At 46.4% G+C, this 23,519-nt stretch carries 17 protein-coding genes; 6 read left to right on the forward strand and 11 right to left on the reverse strand.

Features of this window, described 5'->3' with window-relative positions; all coding sequences use genetic code 11:
* The first annotated feature begins 17 nt into the window (after nucleotides 1–17).
* Nucleotides 18–380: a 6-pyruvoyl trahydropterin synthase family protein gene (locus AZI86_RS14705; RefSeq protein ID WP_061836019.1), complete on the forward strand. Its 363-nt coding sequence runs from the start codon at nucleotides 18–20 to the stop codon at nucleotides 378–380.
* Between the two features lie 11 nt (nucleotides 381–391).
* On the opposite strand, the gene asd is transcribed toward AZI86_RS14705, so the two are convergent.
* On the reverse strand, nucleotides 392–1,237 hold the full coding sequence (asd, locus tag AZI86_RS14710; protein ID WP_061836020.1) for an archaetidylserine decarboxylase: 846 nt from the start codon (nucleotides 1,235–1,237) through the stop codon (nucleotides 392–394).
* 111 nt (nucleotides 1,238–1,348) lie between these two features.
* On the opposite strand from asd, the gene AZI86_RS14715 reads away from it, so the two are divergent.
* From AZI86_RS14715 to AZI86_RS14725, 3 genes are all read left to right on the forward strand, one after another.
* Nucleotides 1,349–2,893, forward strand: coding sequence for an NAD(P)/FAD-dependent oxidoreductase (locus tag AZI86_RS14715; protein ID WP_061836021.1), 1,545 nt, complete (start codon nucleotides 1,349–1,351; stop codon nucleotides 2,891–2,893).
* Nucleotides 2,894–2,987: 94 nt separating this feature from the next.
* Nucleotides 2,988–3,719 carry a hypothetical protein gene (locus AZI86_RS14720; RefSeq protein ID WP_061836022.1) on the forward strand — a complete coding sequence of 244 codons (732 nt, stop codon included), beginning with the start codon at nucleotides 2,988–2,990 and terminating at the stop codon, nucleotides 3,717–3,719.
* A 56-nt stretch (nucleotides 3,720–3,775) separates the two neighbouring features.
* Nucleotides 3,776–5,305 (forward strand): HAMP domain-containing sensor histidine kinase, encoded by a 1,530-nt coding sequence (locus AZI86_RS14725; protein ID WP_061836023.1) that lies wholly within the window; start codon nucleotides 3,776–3,778, stop codon nucleotides 5,303–5,305.
* Nucleotides 5,306–5,334: 29 nt separating this feature from the next.
* Here the strand turns inward: AZI86_RS14725 and icmF are convergent, their stop codons facing one another.
* The 3 genes from icmF to AZI86_RS14740 are packed head-to-tail and all read right to left on the reverse strand — an operon-like array spanning nucleotide 5,335 to nucleotide 10,247.
* Nucleotides 5,335–8,574 carry a fused isobutyryl-CoA mutase/GTPase IcmF gene (icmF, locus tag AZI86_RS14730; RefSeq protein WP_061836024.1) on the reverse strand — a complete coding sequence of 1,080 codons (3,240 nt, stop codon included), beginning with the start codon at nucleotides 8,572–8,574 and terminating at the stop codon, nucleotides 5,335–5,337.
* Between the two features lie 6 nt (nucleotides 8,575–8,580).
* A complete protein-coding gene (locus AZI86_RS14735) occupies nucleotides 8,581–9,378 on the reverse strand; it encodes an enoyl-CoA hydratase/isomerase family protein (protein WP_061836120.1) in 798 nt (265 codons plus the stop codon).
* 11 nt (nucleotides 9,379–9,389) lie between these two features.
* Entirely contained in the window at nucleotides 9,390–10,247 is an 858-nt protein-coding gene (locus AZI86_RS14740; RefSeq protein WP_061836025.1) for a 3-hydroxybutyryl-CoA dehydrogenase, read from the reverse strand.
* Between the two features lie 118 nt (nucleotides 10,248–10,365).
* On the opposite strand from AZI86_RS14740, the gene AZI86_RS14745 reads away from it, so the two are divergent.
* Nucleotides 10,366–11,724: a hypothetical protein gene (locus tag AZI86_RS14745; RefSeq protein ID WP_061836026.1), complete on the forward strand. Its 1,359-nt coding sequence runs from the start codon at nucleotides 10,366–10,368 to the stop codon at nucleotides 11,722–11,724.
* Nucleotides 11,725–11,730: 6 nt separating this feature from the next.
* On the forward strand, nucleotides 11,731–11,913 hold the full coding sequence (locus AZI86_RS14750; protein WP_061836027.1) for a hypothetical protein: 183 nt from the start codon (nucleotides 11,731–11,733) through the stop codon (nucleotides 11,911–11,913).
* A gap of 9 nt (nucleotides 11,914–11,922) precedes the next feature.
* Here AZI86_RS14750 and AZI86_RS14755 read toward each other — a convergent pair whose 3' ends face one another.
* The 7 genes from AZI86_RS14755 to AZI86_RS14785 form a co-directional block, all read right to left on the reverse strand.
* On the reverse strand, nucleotides 11,923–13,917 hold the full coding sequence (locus tag AZI86_RS14755; RefSeq protein ID WP_061836028.1) for a hypothetical protein: 1,995 nt from the start codon (nucleotides 13,915–13,917) through the stop codon (nucleotides 11,923–11,925).
* A 101-nt stretch (nucleotides 13,918–14,018) separates the two neighbouring features.
* Nucleotides 14,019–14,747 (reverse strand): lysophospholipid acyltransferase family protein, encoded by a 729-nt coding sequence (locus AZI86_RS14760; protein ID WP_061836029.1) that lies wholly within the window; start codon nucleotides 14,745–14,747, stop codon nucleotides 14,019–14,021.
* Nucleotides 14,748–14,756: 9 nt separating this feature from the next.
* Nucleotides 14,757–15,848 carry a TIGR04552 family protein gene (locus AZI86_RS14765; protein WP_061836030.1) on the reverse strand — a complete coding sequence of 364 codons (1,092 nt, stop codon included), beginning with the start codon at nucleotides 15,846–15,848 and terminating at the stop codon, nucleotides 14,757–14,759.
* A 48-nt stretch (nucleotides 15,849–15,896) separates the two neighbouring features.
* Nucleotides 15,897–16,550 (reverse strand): hypothetical protein, encoded by a 654-nt coding sequence (locus AZI86_RS14770; protein ID WP_061836031.1) that lies wholly within the window; start codon nucleotides 16,548–16,550, stop codon nucleotides 15,897–15,899.
* Between the two features lie 160 nt (nucleotides 16,551–16,710).
* A complete protein-coding gene (locus AZI86_RS14775) occupies nucleotides 16,711–19,362 on the reverse strand; it encodes a zinc-dependent metalloprotease (protein ID WP_061836032.1) in 2,652 nt (883 codons plus the stop codon).
* Between the two features lie 154 nt (nucleotides 19,363–19,516).
* On the reverse strand, nucleotides 19,517–21,670 hold the full coding sequence (locus tag AZI86_RS14780; RefSeq protein WP_061836033.1) for a 3-hydroxyacyl-CoA dehydrogenase NAD-binding domain-containing protein: 2,154 nt from the start codon (nucleotides 21,668–21,670) through the stop codon (nucleotides 19,517–19,519).
* A 6-nt stretch (nucleotides 21,671–21,676) separates the two neighbouring features.
* Nucleotides 21,677–23,020, reverse strand: a complete 1,344-nt coding sequence (locus AZI86_RS14785) for a thiolase family protein (RefSeq protein ID WP_061836034.1) — start codon at nucleotides 23,018–23,020, stop codon at nucleotides 21,677–21,679.
* Nucleotides 23,021–23,519: the final 499 nt, after the last annotated feature.

A 23,519-nucleotide genomic window follows, 5' to 3' on the forward strand; every position in this document is an offset into this window, starting at 1 on the left:
GTGGGTATAACCCTAGCATGAAATTCGAATTGAAGCAGCACTTTCAAATTGAGTCCGCCCGTTTTCTGCCCCATCTGCCGGCAAACCACCCCTGCTCGCGTATGCATGGCCACAGTTTTAAGATTGTTCTGACATTGGTGGGCGATCTGGATCCTAAAATCGGTTGGGTGATTGATTATAACGACATCAGTGATCGGATGAAGCCGCTTTTACAAATGATTGATCACCGCGTTTTAAATGAGGTCGAAGGCCTTGAAAATCCCACCTCAGAGCTTTTGGCAAAATGGCTTTATGAGCGGGCGCTTAAAGATTTACCTCAGCTTAAACGCGTGACCATCGCCGAAACTCCACTGACAGAGTGCACTTACCCCGCACCCTAACCTAAACAGTCTTATAAACCTGAAGACTTTCCTTGGATAAGAGCCGCATTCACTCGAACACTCGGGCCTTTGTGAAGTGAATTCTCAAAGGCTTGTCGGAATGACGGCGGATAAAGCATGACCACGGTCGAACCCATACGGAACATTCCAAGCTCGGACCCCTTATGCACCGGAATAGGTGGCGTGTAGCGCTTATGCTGAAAGATATGGGGGCCTTTTTGATTGCCGCGAACTTTGTCATCAAAACTCAAAACAATGTGACCCACGTTGGTCGCACCCACGAACACCACGCCCACCGGGCCGAGATCGGTTTCAATTTCGACAAGCACTCGCTCATTCACGGTGAATAGATCTTTGATATGGGTGGTGCTCCACTCATTCACCGGCCACAATTGCCCGGGCATATAGCGAACATCTGTGATTTCCCCATCTACCGGAGAATGCACCCGGTGATAGTCCGTCGGGCAAAGGTAATAGGTCAGAAAAAATCCCCCGGCCCATTTCTTTTTTGCCTCAGGATCTTGAGTGAAATCTTCAAGCTTATAGGTGATCCCTTTTGCTTGAATCATCGTGCCCCCGTCAATGGGTGCGGCTTGAGTGATCACGCTGTCGGCGGGGTGAACGGCCCAGGACTCTCCCACCGGGCGAATGCCGGTTTTAAGGCGACGAACAAAGAAGTCCCCGATGGATTTATATTGGTTATAAGGCTTTTCAGCCTCATCCAGATCAATCTTATAAAAGCTCGCAAATGCTTTAATCATAAGCGATGCCAAAAAAGCCGGCGGCTCCCAGTGCATCAGGTGACCTATCCAACGGCTCATTCTTCTTTTCGGTAAAACACGTGTGATAACAGACATAGAAATCTTTATACCAAAACGGCCTCCCCTTTGTCACCGCAATTGAAATGCTTTAATATCCCTTCATCCCATTTCATTGGCGTTTAACAGGCGCCCGGAAAAGAGTCCTGCATGAGCAAAATTATCCCGAATTTAGAGATCCCTATTGACCAGGATCTTGAAGAAAAATTGCAATGGATGATGCCCGAACACGGGCCCTACCGCATCTTACGCCAAAGTGTCGATGCCAGACGCTCTCACTCTCCCCACTTTGTTTACACCGTAGAGATCGCCGAAAAAGGCGAAACTCTGAATTTACCGACATTTGAATTTGAAAAGATCAAGACACCTTCTGAAAAACCTTTGATTGTCGGCACCGGACCCGCCGGCCTTTTTGCCGCCCTTCGCTTTGTCGAAAGAGGTGTGCCGTGTGTGCTTTTTGAGCGCGGCTCTGACAGTGCACAGCGCATTAAAGGCATCAATCAATACTGGCGTTACGGCAAACTGGATCCTCGCAATAACGTCTGCTTTGGTGAAGGTGGCGCCGGACTTTATTCTGATGGGAAACTGATCACGCGCATTAAATCCGACCATATTCCTTACGTCATGAATCGCTTAGTGCAGTTCGGAGCCCCTGCTGAAATTCAGTGGCTTTCTAATCCCCACGTAGGTTCTGATCGTATTCGTCGCGTGATTCCGAAAATGCGTGAATTTTTAAAAGCCAATGGCTGCGAAATTCACTTTAACACACAAATCACGGAAGTGCTTTTTGAAGGCAAACAGGTCACCGGCGTGCGCACCGAACACGGTACGGAATTTAAATCTCCGCATGTGATTTTAGCCACCGGCCATTCCGCTGAAGACATGATTCAACACTTGCGCGACAGTGGTGTTCATTTAGACGGAAAATCTTTTGCCATGGGTTTGCGGGTTGAGCACTCGCAAAGTGAGATCAATAAAATTCAATACCGTCAGTTTTCAGAGCATCCCAAACTGGGTGCAGCGAACTATAAACTCGCCCACCATGATAATAACACCGGCGTTGGAGTTTACTCCTTTTGCATGTGCCCGGGGGGATATGTTCTTTCTTCCGGCACGGAAGCTGATGGTATTGTCTGTAACGGCATGAGTAACTACAATCGCAATTCTCCCTTTGCTAATGCGGCGATCGTGGTCAGTATCGATCACACGAAAAACTTTGGTGCGGATATCTGGGGCGGCATGAAAATGCGGCGTGATCTTGAAACCCGCGCTTATAATTCTGTTTTAGAGGCGGGCGGAACGCGCGAATTGCCGGCGCAAAATTTGATGGATTTCTTAAAAGGACCTTCTAAATCGGGGCCGCGCGCTTTAAGAGCCGGCTCCTCGCCTTCGGGCGCAATCAATGTACGTTTAGATGAGTTGTTACCGGCAAATATGCGAGACCGTATTCGCCAAGGGTTTGAAAACTTTCAGCGCAGCATGAAGGGCTTCATCACCGAAGAAGCGCAAGTGTATGGGGTGGAGTCACGCACCAGTTGTCCGGTTCGTATCACGCGCGATAGTGAAACATTACAAAGTATTTCACATCCCGGTCTTTATCCGGCCGGGGAAGGTGCGGGCTACGCCGGTGGCATCACTTCCGCGGCTTGTGATGGTGTGCGTATCGCCGATAAGATTACAGAACTTTTAAAGTGAGTTGTTAGTTATCAATTCTTAAAACTCTTCATCGCCTCCCTGAAAGATCTCTTGTTAACTGGGCATTCAAGAAATCAAACAGGAGAAAACCTTCATGAAGAAGATGTTACTAACAGGTTTATTAGTTGTACTAGGAATCGCCGCCACGGGTTGCACTCGTGGTGAAGTCAGCGATGGTTCAAATGGCGTGGGCGTAGGAATCGGCATTGGTTATCCAGATCCTTGGCATCCAGGATATCCGGGAGATCGCTATCCCAACGATCCGTACCCAAATGATCCGTGGCCTTCAGAGCCCACGGAACCTTATCCGGCACCTCCCGCACGAGGCCCGGTCCGTCCTCCAGGATCTAACTGTGACCGCTTGGGCTGCTGGGATCCAAACAGTCCTAACTTTGTCAATTTCGCCGCATCAAGCTCATCAAACTTGTCTAAAAATACGGCGAAGCTAGAAGCCAAATACGGATTGCCAAGATCGGCAGCGGCAAGAATCGCCAACGCGTTTAACAACGTGCGCGCGCAAGGCATGGAGTCTTTTTTATCCATTGGTCTGACAGAAAAAGATTTTAAAGCGATGATGAAGCGTCAACTTCCATCCGATGAAGCTGTCCAAAGAGCGGCCGGCAAATTGGGGCTTTCTGAAAAACAAAGTCGCCAAGTTTTAACGGCCATGATGCGTTCGTTCTGGGCCCAAGCTGCCAATGTGAACAGTCCTTATTGGAAGTATTGCCAAATGGGCGGCCACTGGAAAACAGATCAAAATCGCTCTTGCTCAAAACTTCACTGGCCGGGCTGCAGCCCGCAAACAGGGGCTCAGCTTTGCTACTAAGCGTTTCACATTGAGAATTCCATAAAGTCTCAACAGTTTTCCGGTTCAATGAAGACATGAACCGGAAAGCTCTTCTTAAGATATCTCTATTTGCTATCGCCTTTGCTTTCGTGCTTAGCTTTTGCAGCTTGGTATTTTTAAATAACTTCGCCCTTCGTCAAAGTGCTCGTTTTCGTGATGAGTTTCTTTTATTTTTTTCTTCTTCCATTGAGAGACAGATTCAAGACAAATCCTTCGATGAAGTTCGTGCGATGGGAAGCCGTCTTCTTCAAGAAGACCGCTTTCGTCCCCCACGCGGGATGAGGCCTCCTCCACCGATGATGGGATTTAACGGCGGCCCACCGCCACCACCTCCCGACGGAGAATTCCGACCTGGAGGACCTGGCGGTCCCGGCGGCAGACCTGGCGAGGGTCCTCGTGGTCCCATGATGATGCCGCAGATTTGGATCGTTTCAGAAATTGGCAACATCATTGCCGAACGCCGAGAAGGCCAAGACGTTTTACCTTGGAAATCATTGCCACGTCCCTCCGTTGCCGGCGTTGTTGAATCTGACGACAAATGGCTGGGCTTTGGCTCTTCGTTTGCCGTGATTAAGTTAAACACCAAACAAAATATTTATGTGGTTTTAAAAGAGCCTAAAAAATCTTTTTTAGGCCCCCTCTTTCTAACTCAAGCTGTTTTAACGGCTGGAATGATTGCGGTCGCGATCATCGGATCCTTGGGCTTTTTGTTTTTCTATTTACGTCGCAAATCCGAGGAGGCCCGTTCGGTTTTACGCCGATTGGAATCAGGCGACCTTAAAGCTCGTTTTGAAATCAAACGCTTTGATGAATTCGGCGAACTGCTTTTAGATTTTAATCGTATGGCAGAGGAAATTGAAACCTTGGTGGGTCGCATCCACTTGACCGAAAGAAAAAGAAAGACCCTATTACAAGAACTGGGGCATGACTTACGCACGCCTTTAACCAGCTTAAAAACGAATTTTGAAATCTTACAGCAGCATCAAGATCGTTTAAGTTCGTCAGATAAAGCCAATCTGTTTGGCGTATTGGCCGGCGAAATTGATTATTTTAAAGACTTAATCGAAAAATTGATCACGATTGCGTCGTTAGATGAGCCTCACTATAAAGCGACCACCGAAAAAATCGATATGCATGCTTTGATTGCCCAAGAAGTGCAGCTTCGCCAGAAGTCGCATGAAAATAAAATCATGTGGAAATATGACCCCGCAAGCTCGCCACCTCTTTTGGGAGACAGTCATTTGATCTTAAGACTGCTTCGTAACGGGTTTGACAATGCCGCCCGCTATGCGGAAAACGAGATCCGTGTGGTTTTAGAGCACGCCGGAAAAAATATTTTAGTACACATCTATGACGACGGCCCCGGCCTTGATGAAGAGGCTTTAAAGAGCTTTGGCGAGCGCCATGAGTTCCGCGGGCGCCGCCTTACCAAGGGTGGGCATTTTTCATTAGGATTAGGCTCAGTGATTATGAAGACCATTGCGGAGCTTCATCATGGAAAGTTGAGTATATCGAACTCTTCTGCTGGAGGAGCTCATTTAAAAATTGAGCTGCCGGGAACTTAAAAAAGGCGGGTTTCCCCGCCTTTTTTTTATTACAGATTACGACGGTACTGTCCGCCCACTTCATAAAGGGCTTCCGTCATTTGATACAGACTGCAATGACGAGCGGCCACCATCAGAGCCGCAAAGATATTGCCACCGCTCAGAACCGTGTCCTTAAGTGACTGCAAGGCCTTCGCGGCCTCTGTCTTATGCTCCTCTTGGAACTTGTGCACGTTATTGAGCTGCGCATTTTTTTCGTCATAAGACGCACGCGCCAGTTCAATTTTCGGTGGCACATAGTCTTGCGCCAAAGTTTTCGGATTAATAAATGTATTGACCCCAATAATCGGCAAGGTGCCATTGTGTTTAAGGTGTTCATAATACATCGACTCTTCTTGGATCTTCGAGCGTTGATATTGAGTTTCCATCGCCCCTAAAACCCCGCCGCGCTCGTTGATCTTTTTAAATTCCGCCAAAACGGCTTCTTCGACCAGGTCTGTCAGCTCATCAATAAAATAAGCTCCTTGAGTTGGGTTTTCGTTTTTTGACATCCCGAACTCACGGTTGATAATCATTTGAATCGCCATCGCACGACGCACGGATTCTTCGGTCGGTGTGGTGATCGCTTCGTCATAAGCATTGGTGTGCAGGCTATTACAATTGTCATAGATCGCAATCAGGGCCTGCAAGGTCGTGCGGATGTCATTAAAGTCAATTTCTTGCGCATGTAAAGAACGACCTGATGTTTGAATGTGGTATTTCAATTTTTGCGAACGATCATTGCCCTTATAAAGATCCCGCATAGCCACCGCCCAAATACGCCGAGCCACGCGGCCCAAGACCGCATATTCAGGATCTAGACCATTACTAAAAAAGAAACTTAAATTCGGCGCAAAGTCGTCGATTTTAAGTCCCCGCGATAAGTAGTACTCCACAAACGTAAAACCATTTGAAAGAGTAAATGCCAATTGCGAAATCGGATTCGCGCCCGCTTCGGCGATATGATAACCCGAGATACTAACGGAATAGAAGTTTCTCACTTTGCTATTCACAAAGTATTCTTGAATATCGCCCATCATCTTAAGGGCAAAATTGATAGAGAAAATGCAAGTATTCTGTCCTTGATCTTCTTTTAAGATGTCCGCTTGAACCGTGCCACGCACTTGTTGCAAAGTCCATTCGGCAAGCTTACTCCATTCGTCTTGAGTCAACTTACGACCCAACTCTTTTTCTTTCTTTTCAACCTGCTGATCAATCGCGGTGTTAAAATAAAAAGCCAAGATCATCGGTGCGGGACCGTTGATTGTCATACTGACCGAGGTATTTGGGTTGATAAGATCAAAGCCCGCATACAGCTTTTTCATATCATTCAACGTACAAATGCTGACACCTGACTCCCCGACTTTACCAAAGATATCCGGACGCTTATCAGGATCTTGTCCATACAAGGTGACCGAATCAAAAGCCGTCGACAGGCGATGAGCCGTTTCACCTTCTGTCAGATAGTGAAAGCGACGATTTGTTCTTTCAGGTGTGCCTTCACCGGCAAACATACGTTTGGGATCTTCATCGGCACGCTTTAATGGGAAAACGCCTGCGGTGAATGGAAACTCTCCCGGAACGTTTTCAAGTTTTATGTAACGGAAGCGATCGCCCCAATCTTTCATCTTCGGAACGACGACTTTACGGATTTTTGTGCCCGATAAGGATTCCCGCACAAGCTCTTGGCGAATTTCTTTATCACGGACTTTAAAGACCAGCTGATCACCAGAGTAGGTTTCAATCAACTTTTCAAAGTTTTTAAGCTGATCTAATTCTTCACCCGTAAATTCGGCGCTTAAATCTGATTCGACTTTTTTTACTGCCTCAGGCGAGGCCCCCACTAAAGGAGCTACTTTTTTAAGGCTGCCCAAGGTTGATGCTTTTTCGGCCAAATCTTCGGTGCGTTTTTTATATTTATGTACGGTGGAAACAATTTCCGCTAAATAGTTCTGACGATCTGCCGGGATGATCGCGTGCTCTTCCGCAGATAAGATATTGGCCTTGAACTTAGCGTCCACATTCCATTTGCCAGCTTGTTTGTTTTCTAAGGTGTCTGCCAAGGCAAAGAAAAGTTTATTCACGCCGCCATCATTAAACTGAGACGCTTGAGTTAAAAACACAGGCACGGTGATTTTATCATCAAAGATTTTGCGTGAACGTTTATATTGTTTCGTTACATCCCGAAGCGCATCCAAAGCCCCTCGACGATCGGCTTTATTCACGGCCACAAGGTCGGCAAAGTCGATCATGTCGATTTTTTCTAACTGCGATTGCGCGCCAAAATCAGAGGTCATCACGTACATGGAAAAATCACTGACTTCAGTGATCGCCATATTCCCCTGACCAATTCCGGAGGTCTCTGCAATCACAAAATCAAAGTCCAATTGCCGCACGAATTTTAAAATCTCTGGCAACGAGGACGCAATCTCTCGTCCCGAACCACGTGAAGCCACCGAGCGCATATACACGTGATTTCGCGAAAGGGAGTTCATACGGATACGGTCCCCTAAAAGCGATCCCCCCGTTTTGCGTTTAGAAGGATCGACACAGACCACGGCGATTTTTTTGTTAGGATAAGCATTTAAAAAACGCTGAACCAATTCATCAATCAAAGAGGACTTTCCTGCCCCGCCCGTCCCCGTGATGCCTAATACCAACGGAGCCGTTTTCGCTTTAAAGCCCGCAAGGCCAAAACCTTCTAAAGAAAAATCTTTGTGATTGTTTTCAATAGCGGTTAACGCCACCCCCAATTCCACCGAAGGAATGCTGTCACCCGGGAAGATGTTCTTTTTAGTTTTGAATTCTTTTTGTTTTTCTAAAATATCAAAGTCGCAGCCGCGCACGATCATTTCGATCATGCCTTCTAGCCCCAACTTACGCCCGTCATCTGGGTGAAAGATTTGGGCGATACCATAGGCTTCAAGTTCACGCTTTTCATCGTGAACAATCACGCCTCCGCCACCACCGTAAATTTTTACGTAACCTGCACCGGCTTCATCCAGTAAGTCCTTCATGTATTTGAAGTACTCCATATGTCCGCCCTGATAAGAGCTGATACAAACACCTTGGGCACCTTCTTGAAGAACCGCTTTCACCACGTCGCTCACAGACCGATTGTGACCTAAGTGAATGACCTCCGCCCCCATATCTTGCAAGATTCTACGCATGATATTGATGCTGGCGTCGTGTCCATCAAAAAGAGCCGCGGCAGTGACGATACGAACTGGATTTTTTAAAGTGTAGGCCATGAAAAATTAAATCCCTTTGAATTGCGCTTTACGTTTTTCAATGAATGCCGAAGTGCCTTCTTTGACATCCTCGGAGTTAAAGAGTTCGGCAAAAATACCGGCCTCATTTTTTTGAGCGGCTTCCACATCCATATCCCAAGCTTGGTTGATGGATTTTTTCGAAGCGCCAACGGCAATTGGAGCTTTCGCTAAGATTGTCTCGACGGTTTTCAGAACCGCCGGCATAAGTTCTGCTGCTGGGAGCACCTTGTTGACCAAGCCCATGGTGTGCGCCTCTTGAGCCGTGATCATATTGCCGGTGTAAGTTAATTCACGAGCACGACGTTGGCCCACGGCCCGCGCCAAACGCACGGTTCCGCCAAAGCCCGGGATCAAACCAAGACTGACTTCGGGTAAACCAAATTTCGCATTTTCAGCGGCATAAATAAAATCACACCCCAGGGCCAACTCACATCCACCACCTAAAGCAAAGCCGTTCACGGCCGCGATCACGGGGATTTTAAGCAATGTCAGCTCATGAAAGATACTTTGCCCCCGTTGCGCAAATGAATGAGCTTTGTCTTCATCAAGCGCGTTGATTTCCTTGATGTCTGCACCCGCCACAAAAGCTTTTTCACCGGCACCGGTGATGATAAGCGCACGCGCTTCATCAAAAGGAAGCTCCCCCATTTGACGAAGGGCTTCGCCCATTTCTTCTAGTACGGTGGAATTTAAAGCATTCAAAGCCTCAGGGCGGTTGATGGTCAACACCCACACGCCTTGCGATTTATTTTCTAAAAGAATCGTTTTGTATGAAGATACAATCATCTTAGTTCCTATTTTGCGTAGTTATAAAATCCACGACCCGATTTACGTCCCAACCATCCGGCCTCAACGTATTTCATAAGCAATGGGCATGGGCGGTACTTAGAATCACCCAAGCCATCATGAAGTACGTTCATGATCGCAAGACACGTGTCCAAACCAATAAAATCCGCCAACGTCAAAGGACCCATGGGTTGGTTGGTCCCTAACTTCATCGCATTGTCGATAGCTTCCACATTCGCGATACCCTCGTGAAGAGTGTAAACGGCTTCATTGATCATCGGCATAAGAATACGATTCACGATAAAGCCTGGCATGTCTTTTACGGACTCAACAAAAACTTTATCCATTTTTTCGGCCAAGGCTTTAACCGCCGCGAAAGTTTCATCGGAGGTCTGCAAGCCACGAATGCCTTCCACAAGTTTCATCAAAGGAACAGGATTCATAAAGTGCATTCCCGCCACTTGCGTCGGACGCTTGGTCACGCCCGCGATTTTCGTGATCGAGATGGACGATGTATTAGAAACCAAAAGAGCTTCTGGTTTTACGGCCGCATCCAGGTCTTTAAAAATTTTAAGTTTCAAATCAATGTTTTCGGTCGCCGCTTCAATGACGATATCACAATCTTTCAGCGCGGCGGTTTCTTGAGCGGTTTTAATACGACCCAAAAGAGCGGCTTTATCCGCTTCAGTCATGGTGCCTTTTTTGATCAGGCGATCACAGCTGCCCGTGATAGTGGCCATGCCTTTTTCTAAGGCTGAACCATTCACGTCCAACATGATCACGTTATAGCCAAACTGAGCCGCCACTTGAGCAATCCCATTCCCCATTTGACCCGCGCCTACAACACCAATACTTTGAATTTTCATTACTACCACTCCGCGTTAATTTAACTTGTATTAAGCCCCATAATGACTACTAAACTTTAGACTAGACGTCAAAACTTCTGGTCTTGAGTGAGTCCGCTTCGCCCTTGAAACTTAATAAATGCGGTCTGCGTTTTTATTCAGTTTAGCGTTAGTTCTGGGCACATCTTCGTCGTGGGCCGCTTTATCGTCGGATGCCGGTTCGGCCGTCTCTTTTTATCGCAGTCGCTTAAGCCCCTTTCCGTCTGGCCAGGCGAGTCGAACCGCTCTTGAAAACTCTCTTCAACGCAGTGAAAACGAACTGAGCTTCCGCGCGCGCTGGAATCACAAAGAGTATGGATTAGAAAGCAATCAAGTTCTGCGCAGTATTCAAGTGGCTCGTTTTGTCGATGCCAAGATGGCGACGGCGATTTTGAATTCCGCGAATACGGGTGCCCTCAGACTCAAAGAAATTCCAGCAAATACCACTCTTGAAATCACCGAAACCGATGATATGTGGGCGAAGGTAAAGCTCGGCGCCCTCACCGGATGGATTCCTTTGCATCATCTTAAAAACCGTCACGATGATACGGGGGTATTTTTAAATCTCGTGGAAACGGCTTTGCGCCCAAAACCAGAAGCCACCACGCAAGCGCTTCTCACCATCCCCCGCTTGCAAAGGATTGTTCCATTAGAAATCACCAAAAGCTTTTTAAAAATTCAGTATCAAGGACAAATCGGATACGCCGACATCACTCAATTTGTTTCACGCGCTGATTTTGCAAGCCTTGCTTATCATCCCAAAAAGAACTGGTTTACCGTCATTTACCGCAATAACGATATGATGATCGGACAAAAAGGCGAGGTGATTCCGTTAAAGGAAATCCAAGGTTTCGTCACCCCGATGAATAAAGGTATTGTTATCAGCAGTCGTGACTTCAACGGCCCGCAAATTCGTTCACGCGTAGAAATCATCAAACCTGAAGCCTACGCCTGGGGCGTCAGCAAGGTCGATGGTCACGGTGAAGTCTTCTGGAAAAGAAAGAATCTTCTTTTAGAAGAAAAACCCTCAAGCCCGAACACTCTGACAACAGACGAACTTTTAAAACGAGAAATTTACTCTGTCGCTTTTGAAAGTAAAAGTTCGGTGCGCGGTGTGGTTTCCAGCGAAGGTGTTTATCGCACTGATGATGGCCTGACGTGGACTCAAGTTCCCCTTTTCGGCAAACAGAATCTGCCGGTCAGCATCCACCCTAATGGAGCTTGGTTTGTCGGAGCTTACAAGAGCTTAGATAAAGGTAAAACTTTTGATCCGTTCATCCGCTGGGATAAACTGGCTCTAGCTATTGAACAAGCGTATCATCGAAATCCTAAAATCTTGCGCTTAACACAAATCGAAGCTTTACCCAACTCGCAAGTTCAAATCTCTGTCGACACCGGTGGCAACAAAGTAAAACTTAAAAGTCTGATCGGTGATATTCGTTGGAGCGTCGTACGCTAAACTCATATGATACCAAGATCTGTCGCAGGAACACTCATTGTCGTTATCGTTGGAATTGGAATCGTCACCGGGACCCTTGCAGGACGTGGACGTACTAACCGCGAACCTAGCGATTATGCCCTCACCTTCGTCATTCTAGCAGTTTTAGGCACGATCCTTTATTTAGCAAAAGATCGCGGTGAAAAATAAGTAAACTTACTAGTACTGCACCTGTCTAAGTCGTAAATAAGTATTCCCGTGCCATCTTACTCGAAACTCCACTGCCGAATAATTTCTATCCAATTGAACCGAGAGACGCTGATCCACGTATTTGTAATCACCTGCCGCCACGAAATCCTGTCTTTTTAAAATGCGCTGCCCAAGAATCCTTGCGCCTGAATCAGCGGTGACTTCAATGGTGGCAACTTCTTCTTGAAGATTTCTAGTTGTTACATCCAACATTAAACGGAAATCCACATCATATTTTCCTGCCGACAAAGTAAGATAAGGACCAAAACTGAAAATGGCACCAGCACCGATGCCTAACGCCGTATGTATCGCTTGCCCCTCGGGCTGATTGCGAGAGGCATCGACATAGCCCCCGGCATATGAAAAGCGATTGTAAAGATAAACGACTTTGGTAGGCACCACGACCACCGGCGATGGAACCACCGTCGGCACCGGTGTTGGTGTTGGTGTTGGTGTTGGTGTTGGCGTCGGCACAGGTGATGGCGATGGCGTCAAACTTATCGGTGGTGATAAGACATTTGTAATAAACGGCGTCACGTAAACATCGTCGACGTTATATTCAACACCGGCTTTATCAAGATAAATTTGCATTCTTATTTTTGTGACGGGGCGATCCTTAAAATTCCAGCTCACCATAGAACCGAAATTCTGCCAAGTTCCCATCACTTGTGCGGAGGCCGTTTTTACCAGAACAGACCCTTGAGCCGTATCAAACCAAAGTGACAAAGTAGCTCTGGCAGATTCTTGGGGCAAAGTCATTTTTAAAACTGCACCAAACGCTATCATATAGTTTCCAGAATTCAAACCCGCAATATCCTGATAAATGGAGGCACCGACACAGTTACTCTGCCAACAAGCCGTTTTTAAATATCCATTGCCACTATCAATCTGGCGCCCCACACCCGCTTGCCATTCGGTATTTTGCCAACGTTGCCAACCCTTAGATTCTCCGGCAGGAAAATCACCTTGCGTCAGCAAATTTTTACTTAATACTTCATCCCGACCTTGAGGACTGGATAATGGATTAAGCCATGACTCCGTCAATGCCAACCCATGACTGGAATCCCCACAAGACCAGCGATAACGAGTTTTACCATCATGAAAAACTTGGCGCGTGGGCCCCGGACAAGTATCGGAATTTTCAAGGGCTGGATCTAAAACCCAGGACTGCCACATGGTCATTCCATACTCTTTAGTGTAATAGAAGGCCTCCAGATTTCCCAAATTATTAGCCGTCCCCGCGAAATGATAAGAGACAAGCGTGTCTAATTTTTTCCCGGAGCTGTATTGATAAGGACCTAAGAAATTCCACCGCGCATACCAACGACATGCATCTTCTTTAAATTGCCACTCAGATGAAAGATTGAAATTAGTAGGAAAAGAAATCCACCCTTTATCGGGGTTACTGCACTCGCTTAATTTCCCCGCAAAAGGTTGATATCCGCCGCCTTGATCTTGCGTCGTTGTGATTGAAAAAAAGTCCCCTTTAGTTTGATACAAATCAAAACCACTGGCGACAAACTCTCCATAATAATCTCCGATGGCTCCCCCTTTTCGCGAGGACCAAAATCGGCCATTCATAATCATCAGCGATCCGTCTTTGGCTTGAACCGGATAATTGTAAGAAGCCCCCGGCCACCCTGTAGAAAGTAAGTACGGCAGGTTTTCACCAAAGCGGACATTGCGATGTTTTAAACAGGTGGCGGGATCCCCAGTTATAACGACGTCATTTTCATTAACACAGACATCTTGGATCAACCAATCCGTCAATGCAGATTGATAAGAGGACGCCATGAGCTCCTGCGGATAAGCTCGCTCGGCTAAAGACAGATTGTCAGAATTTGTTTGCGAAGAAAGAGACAGACTTTGAAATGAGTTTAATCCAGAACAATTTTGAAACAAAAAACCCAAAGAGCAAAAAACCAAAATTCCCGCAGCCATGCGAAATGGTGACGTACCTTGCATCTTTTCCCCCTGTTATCACGATAACGTATGTCGAGGAAAACTTGCGATCAATCTAATCCCATTTATCACTAAGATACAAACACGTCCCAGATTGAAACGACTTAAAGAAAATACGGCTCCATCAAGCGACGAACGGCTTCTTGAAACTTGGGACGATCGGCCGTCGTAAACGACTCACTATCCACGGCCGGTAAGACATGCAAGGTAATCGTGCTTGTCCAACGTCCCCAATTCGGAACAAAGTGCCCTTTTGGCATGACATCCGCCGCCCCTTTAACCACCACCGGAACGAGGGGCGCATGCGCATTGATCGCAAAAACAAAAGGTCCCGCTTTAAATGGCGCCAGAACTTTGTCGTTATCTTGTCTTGTGCCTTCAGGTGATAAAGCAAAACGTTCCCCGGCTTTGATGCGCGTTTCTGCTTCTTTGTACACGCGGAAAACTTCTTCGCGCTTTTCACGGGCAATCGGCAAAATGCCCGCCCGGCGCATCGCCCACCCAAACACGGGAATTTTAAAAAGTTCAATTTTTGCCCCAAAACGGAAACTTCCTAAGTACGCGGCCATCGCAAAAATATCAAAGAAGCTTGAGTGGTTAAAAACATAGATAAAACCACCTTTAGGGCGATTCTCAAGTCCCACGACTTGAACCTTCACCCCAAACATCCAACAAATCACGCGGGTCCAGTAATAGACAATCTGATCCTCTAAAGGACGGTTGTTTAAAAGCAACGTCGCGATAATCATCAACAGCGAACAAAACGCCGTGTGAATAGGCAGCAAGATGGTAGCAAGAATAGATCGCGGATAAGAAAGTAATTTAAGAATCATGCTTTAACTCTAAACCTCGGGGAACAAACGCTTGCGAGCCGCCGTCCGTTGGCGCTCTTTATATGCTTGATGTTCTGATGGACCGGAAAGAATTTTCTGATGGGCCGAATGATCCATGATCTGCACTTCAAAAGGATAAAAGAAACTGAACTCTTCTTTCCCACCAAAAGGCTTAACATGAATCAGCTTGCGGCTGATAAATTTAATAAAACGATAATCTTCGCCAGAAAAGAAATTCTCTTTACGCAAGAACTTTACGTTATCCCCTTGTTCCGCCAACTTTTGATCAAAGGCCGCTTGAATGTTTTTCTCATCCAAAGTGTCTAAGCGATGCGCTAAATCATCACAAACCTGCATGAAAAGCTCCACCGGATAAAGATTGTTTGAGCTTTGATCCGGCATAATATGCGGGAAACTAATAACGTTCTGGCGAATTAAAAACCGCACCACTTGAAAAGTATCAAAAAGATTTCGCGTCACAAAACGCACACCTAGCTTATCAAAAATCTTCATTGCCAAGGCATCGGGCTTTGCTAAAAGTTTGATCACGGTGCTGGAAGAAGTCTTAAAAGGCTTTACTTCAAAGCCTAGAAGTTCAATAGACTCTTTACTTTCTTCATTTTGCAAAAACGTTCTATGAGTATTGCCATCATGACGAATGCAATCTTGAAATGGAGTGAGGATCTGGGATTGGATTTCTTCAGAAAAAGAACTGAACAGGTCATTCTCTGCATGAACAAAAACGTGCATGCAACGGATGATCGCACACGCCCATTTTTGCATTTCTTGCTCCTCAGGATTGTGTGAGCTAGCAAAAAGCAAAAGCTGACGAATATCCCCTAAATGGCGACGATCACGGAACATCTCGGGGATTTCTGAATCCACAAAACCCAGTTTTTCGACCATCAACACAAGAGCGCGGCGATGATAATACCAAAGTTTTTCTAAATCGGATTCGCGAGTGATATCAAAACCATAATTCAAAATGAAAGAACTCGCGGCCTCGAGCGTAAGAATATTGAGCTTAGGGATCTCAATCGCGGAATGTCCACCGACAACGGAATTTAAAATGGAAGAGTCGAAAATGAACCTTTGAGGCATGCCCCCATCTTCGAACTCGAGTGGGGGCGAAGCAAGACGCAGCGCTTATTAGTGGATCATAGCGCATTGATAGATTCTAAAGTCACCTAACTGGCCGGATTGAGGGCTGCCCTTCAACGCCTTGTAGTTGTTGAAGCTGACTTTACCATTCACCATAGAACCATCATAGGTCCCCGTCAAAGTGATGCTGCCGAATTCGTCTTCAAAAACCACATTGATTTGACGCGTGTTGCGATTAATCGTGCCTGATTTAGCTTGGCTAAACGCCACCTCATAAGGTGGGACCACTTGGCCATTATAAGTTGTTTTTGCGTAAGAATCGAAAATCTTAATCGAAATACTCGCTTGAGCAGCAATCAACTGATTATTGCTATCAAACGGAAACGAGGCGGTGAAATCAATCCCGGTGGCATCATTGATATTACCACTGATCGTTCCTAAAGCCTCTGGGTCCAATGTGGCAGAAACAAACGCCTTCACCTGTTCTTCAAAACGCGATCCATAAGATTGGCTATCAAAGATTTTCCCAACAGCTTGGGCTTGAGCCGCGTTCCCGCACGTGTTTTGAGTGACAATCCCACTGCCGCCGCGAGTGACCACCCGGCCCGAGGCTGAGTCATCTTTCTTTGCACAGGCCGAAAGAGTGAGTGCCGCTAGCACCAACACGCCCATTACTGATTTTGATAAGAAAGATGTTTTCATAAAAAGCCTCCTGCCAAGAGATAAGGCAAGAGGTGGACCACACGAATCTTTCCACAGTCGCATTAAAGTGGATTTGGCATCTCAATGCGAGACACTTAAAAACAAAGTGCCCCTTTCGGAGCACAGCTGTTTAGATTTTAGCCAGAATTATGATAGCTGATTACTGAAGGCCTTTAAGAGCCTTCCACACCGTGATTTCCTGGGTTAACCACAAGGAGGCTTCTTCATCAATCAGATCGGCATTTTCAAGGCGCTCCACCAACGCTGCGGGATCGGCCGCCACCGCTAACGGATCGACCGTAGGGTCGGCCTCTTTTAACACCACCGTAATAGCGTCAGTTAAATGTTGTAAAATCAGGGCGCGCTTTAATTCTAAATCAAAACCCATCGCACGAGATCTTAATAAACCTGCCCACTGAGTGCGTTCCGCACTCGAAAAATACTTCACCGGCAGAGTCAGGGTTTTCGCCAGCCCCGGTCCGACCTTCACTTCGACAACCCCACTTTGCGCATCTAATAAATCTAAATAAAGATCGGCCAATTGAGCTGCTTGAGCCTCATCCAAAATTTGATTCGCTAATAAAGTTGTAGTCCCGTTCGGCAACAAGGTCGCAAGGCCCGTAGTTAATGCTGTTTTATTTACCGCCACCAACGACTCAAAGAACGCGATAATAAGTTTTTGTTCACTCTCGGAGAACTGATACTCTCGTCCCCCCAAAGTTTTACCGGAAGCCAGATAAGGACTGTTTTTAAGCTCGTTGATTTGATCTTCGAGCCAGCTTAAAGCCAAAGAACCATCGTCATTACGCCATAAAAGATTTAATAATCCCGCATAGCCTTGCGCTTCTTTTAAAGAAGCCGCTCGAGCTTTGTCGAGCTCGGGATCTGCACCCACCTTTGATTGCAAGACTTGACCTGATTTTGCCGCCTGAATAGACATAAATGTCGGAGCCGGAGAGCCTTCTTTGGTTTTGTTGATAAGAACGGCTTGGCTCACAAACTTAAGATCCGCCACATTGAGCTGACCCCACTTCATGGTGTCAGCTAAAACAGTTTTTAAATCATTCACCACTTGGGGATCCGCCGCCGGATATCGACGACCGAGGATCGAAGCAAAAAGCACGCGCACAAAACCTGTGCGATCATCCTTGCTATCTAAGGCTTTTCTTAAAAGCGGATTATTACCGGCATCAAAGCGCTCACATCCATAAATTTGCAAAGACTGACTGGCCGCTAACGAAATATCGTCATCCGTACAGAATAATGAAATTTTAGAATCTAACGCCTTGTCGTCCTTAGCATACGCCCAATCCATCGCCATTTTATCGTAAGAAAGAGCCGCCGTTTTTAAGCGTGCCGACATCAAGATATTATCAATACCCGAAACGTAATCCATGATGGTGGTGGATGTTTCGACACCAGGATGTTGGGGATTTTTTAAATAGCTGCGCGCAGAATCTCGGATGTCTTTCGCCGAAGCCTTCGCCGAAAAAGACCCAGCAAAGTTATGTCTTAATCCCAAAGCGTGACCCAATTCATGCGCCACGGTCGAGCGCACTCCGTCTTGCGCTAAACGCAGACGCTGAGAATCCGAAGCTTCTCGCGACATCTCAGCCAGGGCTTCTAAAGCGGGTTTTAAATCACAGGCGATAGCTCCATAAGCCACCGGGCTGCCTTCGTTAAGATCCACAAGATCCGCCGAACCGACGCTAGTAAAAACCGAAGGCATAAATACTTGCGCCCGCAAAACTTCACCTGTCAAAGGATCTGATTGCCCAATAGCGTAAGCCGCGCCTGAGTCAAGCCACGGAATCCAACGGATAAAGATGCTGCGATCTTCCGGACCGGCTTGGGGATCAACACCCGTTTTTACCGTAATAACATCCTGACCAAAAACCTTATTCCAGTACAACGCCCCTTCACTCACGGCTTGCACATACTCTGCGGGAACCGCACTTGAAATACGAACCACGATCGGGCCTTTTTCGGGCGAAAGATCCCATTTCGTCACAAGGTTAATAGGCTCGCGACTAAATCCAGGTTTAGAGATCTTGGTGACAAAAAATCCAACTTGGCGGGTTTTATCGGCCGCTTTCGGAGAAAAATTCTTGCCCGGTTCATAAGCGCGAATTTGAATATTCATGGCCAAAGTTTCTTCTTTGGTTTCTAGTTGAATATTTTTGCCGTCACCCTTAATGCCATCCGCACGGATTTTGGAGATCTGCTCTAACTCGATATTTTTATCATCAAACTTAATCCCACGAACAAAGGAATCAATCACGGCCAAAGAGTTGAGTGACGCGTCCGTTAAGTCCGTTTGCCCCCCACGAACGTTATCAACGTCATAAGAACGTTGATGCACCAAGGTTTTAAGCCCCCCACCCCAATCAAAGGTGACCGAGTTTTCATCTTCGGAAATCACATCGAAAGTTTGAATTAAATTAACGGTTTTAATTTCTTCATAAATGCTGGTGTAATTTTCAGCTAAAAGGGCGAGCTTACCGCCAGACTTTTCAAAACTGACAACCAAGGGCTTTAAGTCATACCATTGCGGAGTTGAACCCGCGGTTTTTCCTGAAGCTATTAATAAAAAAATCTTCCCTAAAGATTTTTTTTGAATCGTGATGCAAGACGCTTTCTCGCAAGTGTCCACGGAGGCTTTTGAAAAAGACTGTTTGATTTCAGGAGGAGCTTTTTTTACTTCGGGAACTTCGCTTAAAACGGGCGCCGATTTAAGAGCAGCGAATTCATTGGTACAAGCCGATAACACCAAACCCAATGAGGCGACAAAAAGAAGATTGGTCATACGCATCGAGAACCCCCTAAAAACAGGAACAAAAACACCCCGTATTTATGCCGGATTTCGGAGGTGAACTAAAGGTGGTATGAGAAGGCTGAATTTTTTTCAAAAAAAAGCCCGGCAGCTCAAAGCTCCGGGCTCATTATAGGATCTATGAAATTAAAAATTATGAATAGAATTTTCGATTCGATTTCGCCATGTTCGTTAACGGCGTGCTCGGTTTCAAGCGAGGGGCCTTACGGCTAGAAGCATAAAGGGCTAACTGATCAGCCACATATTGAGTGCCAATGGTGTCGGTGTACTTCAATAAACCACCACGGAACGGCGGGAAGCCCGTTCCCATGATCATCGCTAGATCGACTTCATGAGGAGTTTCCACGATGCGATCTTCAATCAACGCCAAAGAACATTCATTCACCATGGCAAAAACGCCACGCTCAATGCACTCTTTAGAATCGTAAGGATTCGTCGGAGTTCCCAAACCTAAAACGCCATAAATAGATTGATCCACGTCACCACGTTTGCCGTCTTCCGAGTACTGATAGAATCCTTTACCATTCTTACGACCCAAGCGACCGGACTCGCCCAGTTTGTCCATGAGCGGCGCCATCTCGATACGATCACCGAAGGCTTTTTTGAAGATCTTTAAAACCTTGATACAAACATCAAGGCCGACTTCGTCCATCAACTCAAACGGCCCCATCGGCATGCCGAATTCTTTGACGTAAGCTTTATCCACGAATTCAATGCTCATTCCTTCTTGCATTAAGAAAGCCGCTTCGGCCATGTAAGGCAAAAGCAAACGATTCACTAAGAAACCCGGACCATCTTTAACGACGACCGGCATTTTGCCCATTTTTTTCGTTAATTCAAAAATAGTCGCGATGGTTTCATCCGAGGTTTTTTCACCACGAATCACCTCCACCAACGGCATTTTATTTACGGGATTAAAGAAATGCATTCCCGCGAAAAATTCCGGACGAGGATGACCTTTGGACATCTCCGTGACCGACAATGAACTGGTATTCGTCGCAATGATCGCATCAGGGCGCATTTGACCGGCGCACTCACCGATCACTTTTTGCTTGATACCCATATCTTCAACGATGGCTTCAACCACCACGTCCAAATTTTTAAAACCCGCGTAGTCCGTACCTACAGAAACCAAATCCATTTTTTGTTGGAATTGATATTTATCGATAGATTTACGTTTTAATAATTTCATCCACAAATCACTGGCGTGCTTAAGACCTTTACCCAAGGCGTCTGAGTTTAAGTCTTTCATGCGCACGTGAATACCTTTGTCTGCGGCCACATAGGCGATACCACCACCCATGGTTCCTGCACCCAAAATACCCATCGCTTTGACTTCTTTGGGTTTGACGTTCACGCCTGACACGCCGGTTTGTTTTTTTACCATTTCAGTCAAATAGAAAACGTGGATCAGGTTTTTAGATGTGTCGGTGATACCAAGCTCACAGAAGCCTTCACGCTCAATGCGCATACCGGCTTCACGATCACTGCTGCCATACGTTCTTTGAATCACTTCCAAAGCTTTCAGTGGCGCGGGGTAATGACCTTTGGTGGCCTTCATGACACCTTCACGCGCTTTCTTGAAAACAATGCCGCGACCCAAGGCACTTTCAAGAACCTTGTTCATGACACCTTGAGGTTGGAACTGCTTGCGGCGCTTTTGTCCGCCTTTAGCGATGATTTCTTTGGCCCATTTTGTCGCTTGATCCATCAACAAATTAGGATGAACCATCTTATCAACAAGCCCGATCTTAAGGGCTTTTTTCGCATTCACTGATTTTCCGGCTAAGATAATATCTAAGGCTGCTTGCAAACCAATCACGCGCGGCATGCGCTGAGTTCCGCCAAAACCAGGTAAGATGCCTAATTGAATTTCAGGCAACCCGATTTTTGTCGAAGAGTCTTCAGAAGCGATACGATAATCACAAGAAAGGATGAATTCACACCCTCCCCCCATGCAAGCGCCGTTCACGGCCGCTATCGTAGGCATAGGAAGATCTTCCACTTGATTCATGATGTCCTGACCACCTTTCACCGCAGCTTCAAACTGCTCTTTGGTGGTCATGCTTTTGATTTCTTCAATATCAGCGCCGGCAATAAATATCTTTGCCTTGTTAGATTTAAAGATCACCGCTTTGTAAGAAGAGCGTTTGAGCTCTCCTAAAACTTCCTGCAATCTCATCATCACCGGAGTTGAGAACTTATTAACTTTCTCTCCGACAAGGTCAAATTCAACAACGGCGATATCACCTTGAGGTACAATCTTGATGCTTTCCTGGATGCTCATTTTATCTTAACCCTCATTCTCTAAAATCATTGCTCCGCCTTGACCGCCACCGATACACAGTGTGGCCAAACCGAATTGCGTATTTCTTCTTTTCATTTCTTTAGCCAATGTCAGTACGATGCGAGTGCCCGTTGCACCGACCGGATGGCCGAAAGCAATAGCGCCGCCGTTGACGTTTAAGATGTCATCACGGATTTCTCCGACCTTGGATGACAGACCTAATTTTTCTTGCGCAAATTGATCTGAATCCATCGCGCGTTGGCAAGCCATCACTTGCGCGGCAAAAGCTTCATTGAGCTCCACTAAACCAATATCTTTCATTGAAAGACCGGCCCGTTTTAAGGCCAATGGCGTTGAGTAAGCCGGGCCCAACCCCATGCGCTCGGGCTCCAACCCTGCAAAACCGTAAGAGCGAATTGTCGCCAAAGGCTTGTAGCCTTGCGCTTCGGCTTTTTCTCGAGACATTAAAAGCACCATCGCCGCCCCATCCGTGATCGGGCAAGAGTTCCCCGCCGTGATCGACCCGGTCGCTTTATCAAAAAAGGGTTTTAATTTACTTAAAGCTTCCATCGTTTGATTGTCGCGAGGACCGATGTCATCGGCAACGACTTCTTTGTACTCGGGGGCAAGATACACAGGCGTGATCTCTTGACGCAAAAGCCCTGCTTTTGTGGCCTGGGATGCTCTTTGGTGTGAACGCAAAGCGAACTGATCTTGCATCTCGCGAGTTAATCCCCACTCTTTTGCTAAGATCTCAGCGGTTTGTCCCATGTTAATGCCGACGAAAGGATCTGTAAGCCCCAACATCACTGCAATCTGTGGGAAATATTCATCGCGCATATTTCCTTGGAGAAGCGCTTTGATTTGTTTCATGTCGGCTTTAAAAAGCGCCCACAAAAGTGGAAGAGCTTGTTTAGGGCCTTTAGCCGCAAAAAGTTTTTCGTAAATCTCTTGGAATTTTTTGGGCGGAAGAGTGGGCATTTGCGACATGCTCTCCGTCCCCCCGGCTAAAACCACGTCCATCGTTCCCGATTTGATTTTTTCATAACCGTTAGAGATAGACTCGAGTGCGGAAGCACAGTTGCGATGAACCGTGTACGCCGATGTTTTCAAAGGGATGCCGGCATTCAAAGCCACAACCCGAGAGATATTGACGGCATCAGGAGGATTGCCCGTGTTACCGATGATGACTTCATCAACAGAATTCACATCTAGATTTGTTTGCGCGATCAATTGTTTTAAAGCCGTTTTTCCCAGATCGGCAGGATGAACTTTTTTAATTTTTGTCCCTGCCTTTGCAAACGGGGTACGAACACCTTCCACCAGAACGACATCGCGTGGTGACTTCATGAGCAGCTCCTTCATTTGTCTGCACTCCGTGACTCGCCGGAGTAACTTATAAGCCATTAAAATCATATGTCTTTTCGGACAAACGTCAAAGATCTATAAAGGAAATTTAAGTATCTTATTTTTGACGATGCCTCGCGTTGGCTCAAGACTCTTACAGGAAATGCTTGTCTATAGAGGAAGAAAAGGATTTATTAGAGCAAATAATCTATTTCTCGAGGGGATTTCTTATATCCTCAAGGTCAAGAAACCTCGACTTCGGCATCTGATTCATCGGTGGACGAAGAAAGTCGAACTCACAGTTTTGCCTCGAATCAAGGCAGTTTGTTTACTTATGCAAAAGCGTTGTTTTTCTGCGACATTTTCATTCGAGAAATCGGCATTGGCTGAGCCGCGACAAAGTCCCCATTGATTGACCCTCTCTTGCGCCTTTTGTAGAGTAACGACTTCAACTCTGAGCTGTGTTTTTTATTTCTCCCGCCGGCCGGATTTTTGAGAACTT

This window comes from Bdellovibrio bacteriovorus, from assembly GCF_001592735.1.
GTDB classification, from domain to species: domain Bacteria; phylum Bdellovibrionota; class Bdellovibrionia; order Bdellovibrionales; family Bdellovibrionaceae; genus Bdellovibrio; species Bdellovibrio bacteriovorus_D.

Excerpts from the sequence above, each read along its gene's own strand:
- AZI86_RS14760 (WP_061836029.1), bottom strand. The coding sequence starts at position 14,747 with ATGATTCTTAAATTACTTTCTTATCCGCGATCTATTCTTGCTACCATC.
- AZI86_RS14705 (WP_061836019.1), top strand. The coding sequence starts at position 18 with ATGAAATTCGAATTGAAGCAGCACTTTCAAATTGAGTCCGCCCGTTTT.
- AZI86_RS14725 (WP_061836023.1), top strand. The coding sequence starts at position 3,776 with ATGAACCGGAAAGCTCTTCTTAAGATATCTCTATTTGCTATCGCCTTT.
- asd (WP_061836020.1), bottom strand. The coding sequence starts at position 1,237 with ATGTCTGTTATCACACGTGTTTTACCGAAAAGAAGAATGAGCCGTTGG.
- AZI86_RS14775 (WP_061836032.1), bottom strand. The coding sequence starts at position 19,362 with ATGCGTATGACCAATCTTCTTTTTGTCGCCTCATTGGGTTTGGTGTTA.
- AZI86_RS14740 (WP_061836025.1), bottom strand. The coding sequence starts at position 10,247 with ATGAAAATTCAAAGTATTGGTGTTGTAGGCGCGGGTCAAATGGGGAAT.
- AZI86_RS14720 (WP_061836022.1), top strand. The coding sequence starts at position 2,988 with ATGAAGAAGATGTTACTAACAGGTTTATTAGTTGTACTAGGAATCGCC.
- AZI86_RS14715 (WP_061836021.1), top strand. The coding sequence starts at position 1,349 with ATGAGCAAAATTATCCCGAATTTAGAGATCCCTATTGACCAGGATCTT.
- AZI86_RS14785 (WP_061836034.1), bottom strand. The coding sequence starts at position 23,020 with ATGAAGTCACCACGCGATGTCGTTCTGGTGGAAGGTGTTCGTACCCCG.
- AZI86_RS14770 (WP_061836031.1), bottom strand. The coding sequence starts at position 16,550 with ATGAAAACATCTTTCTTATCAAAATCAGTAATGGGCGTGTTGGTGCTA.
- AZI86_RS14750 (WP_061836027.1), top strand. The coding sequence starts at position 11,731 with ATGATACCAAGATCTGTCGCAGGAACACTCATTGTCGTTATCGTTGGA.
- icmF (WP_061836024.1), bottom strand. The coding sequence starts at position 8,574 with ATGGCCTACACTTTAAAAAATCCAGTTCGTATCGTCACTGCCGCGGCT.
- AZI86_RS14755 (WP_061836028.1), bottom strand. The coding sequence starts at position 13,917 with ATGCAAGGTACGTCACCATTTCGCATGGCTGCGGGAATTTTGGTTTTT.
- AZI86_RS14780 (WP_061836033.1), bottom strand. The coding sequence starts at position 21,670 with ATGAGCATCCAGGAAAGCATCAAGATTGTACCTCAAGGTGATATCGCC.
- AZI86_RS14745 (WP_061836026.1), top strand. The coding sequence starts at position 10,366 with ATGCGGTCTGCGTTTTTATTCAGTTTAGCGTTAGTTCTGGGCACATCT.
- AZI86_RS14765 (WP_061836030.1), bottom strand. The coding sequence starts at position 15,848 with ATGCCTCAAAGGTTCATTTTCGACTCTTCCATTTTAAATTCCGTTGTC.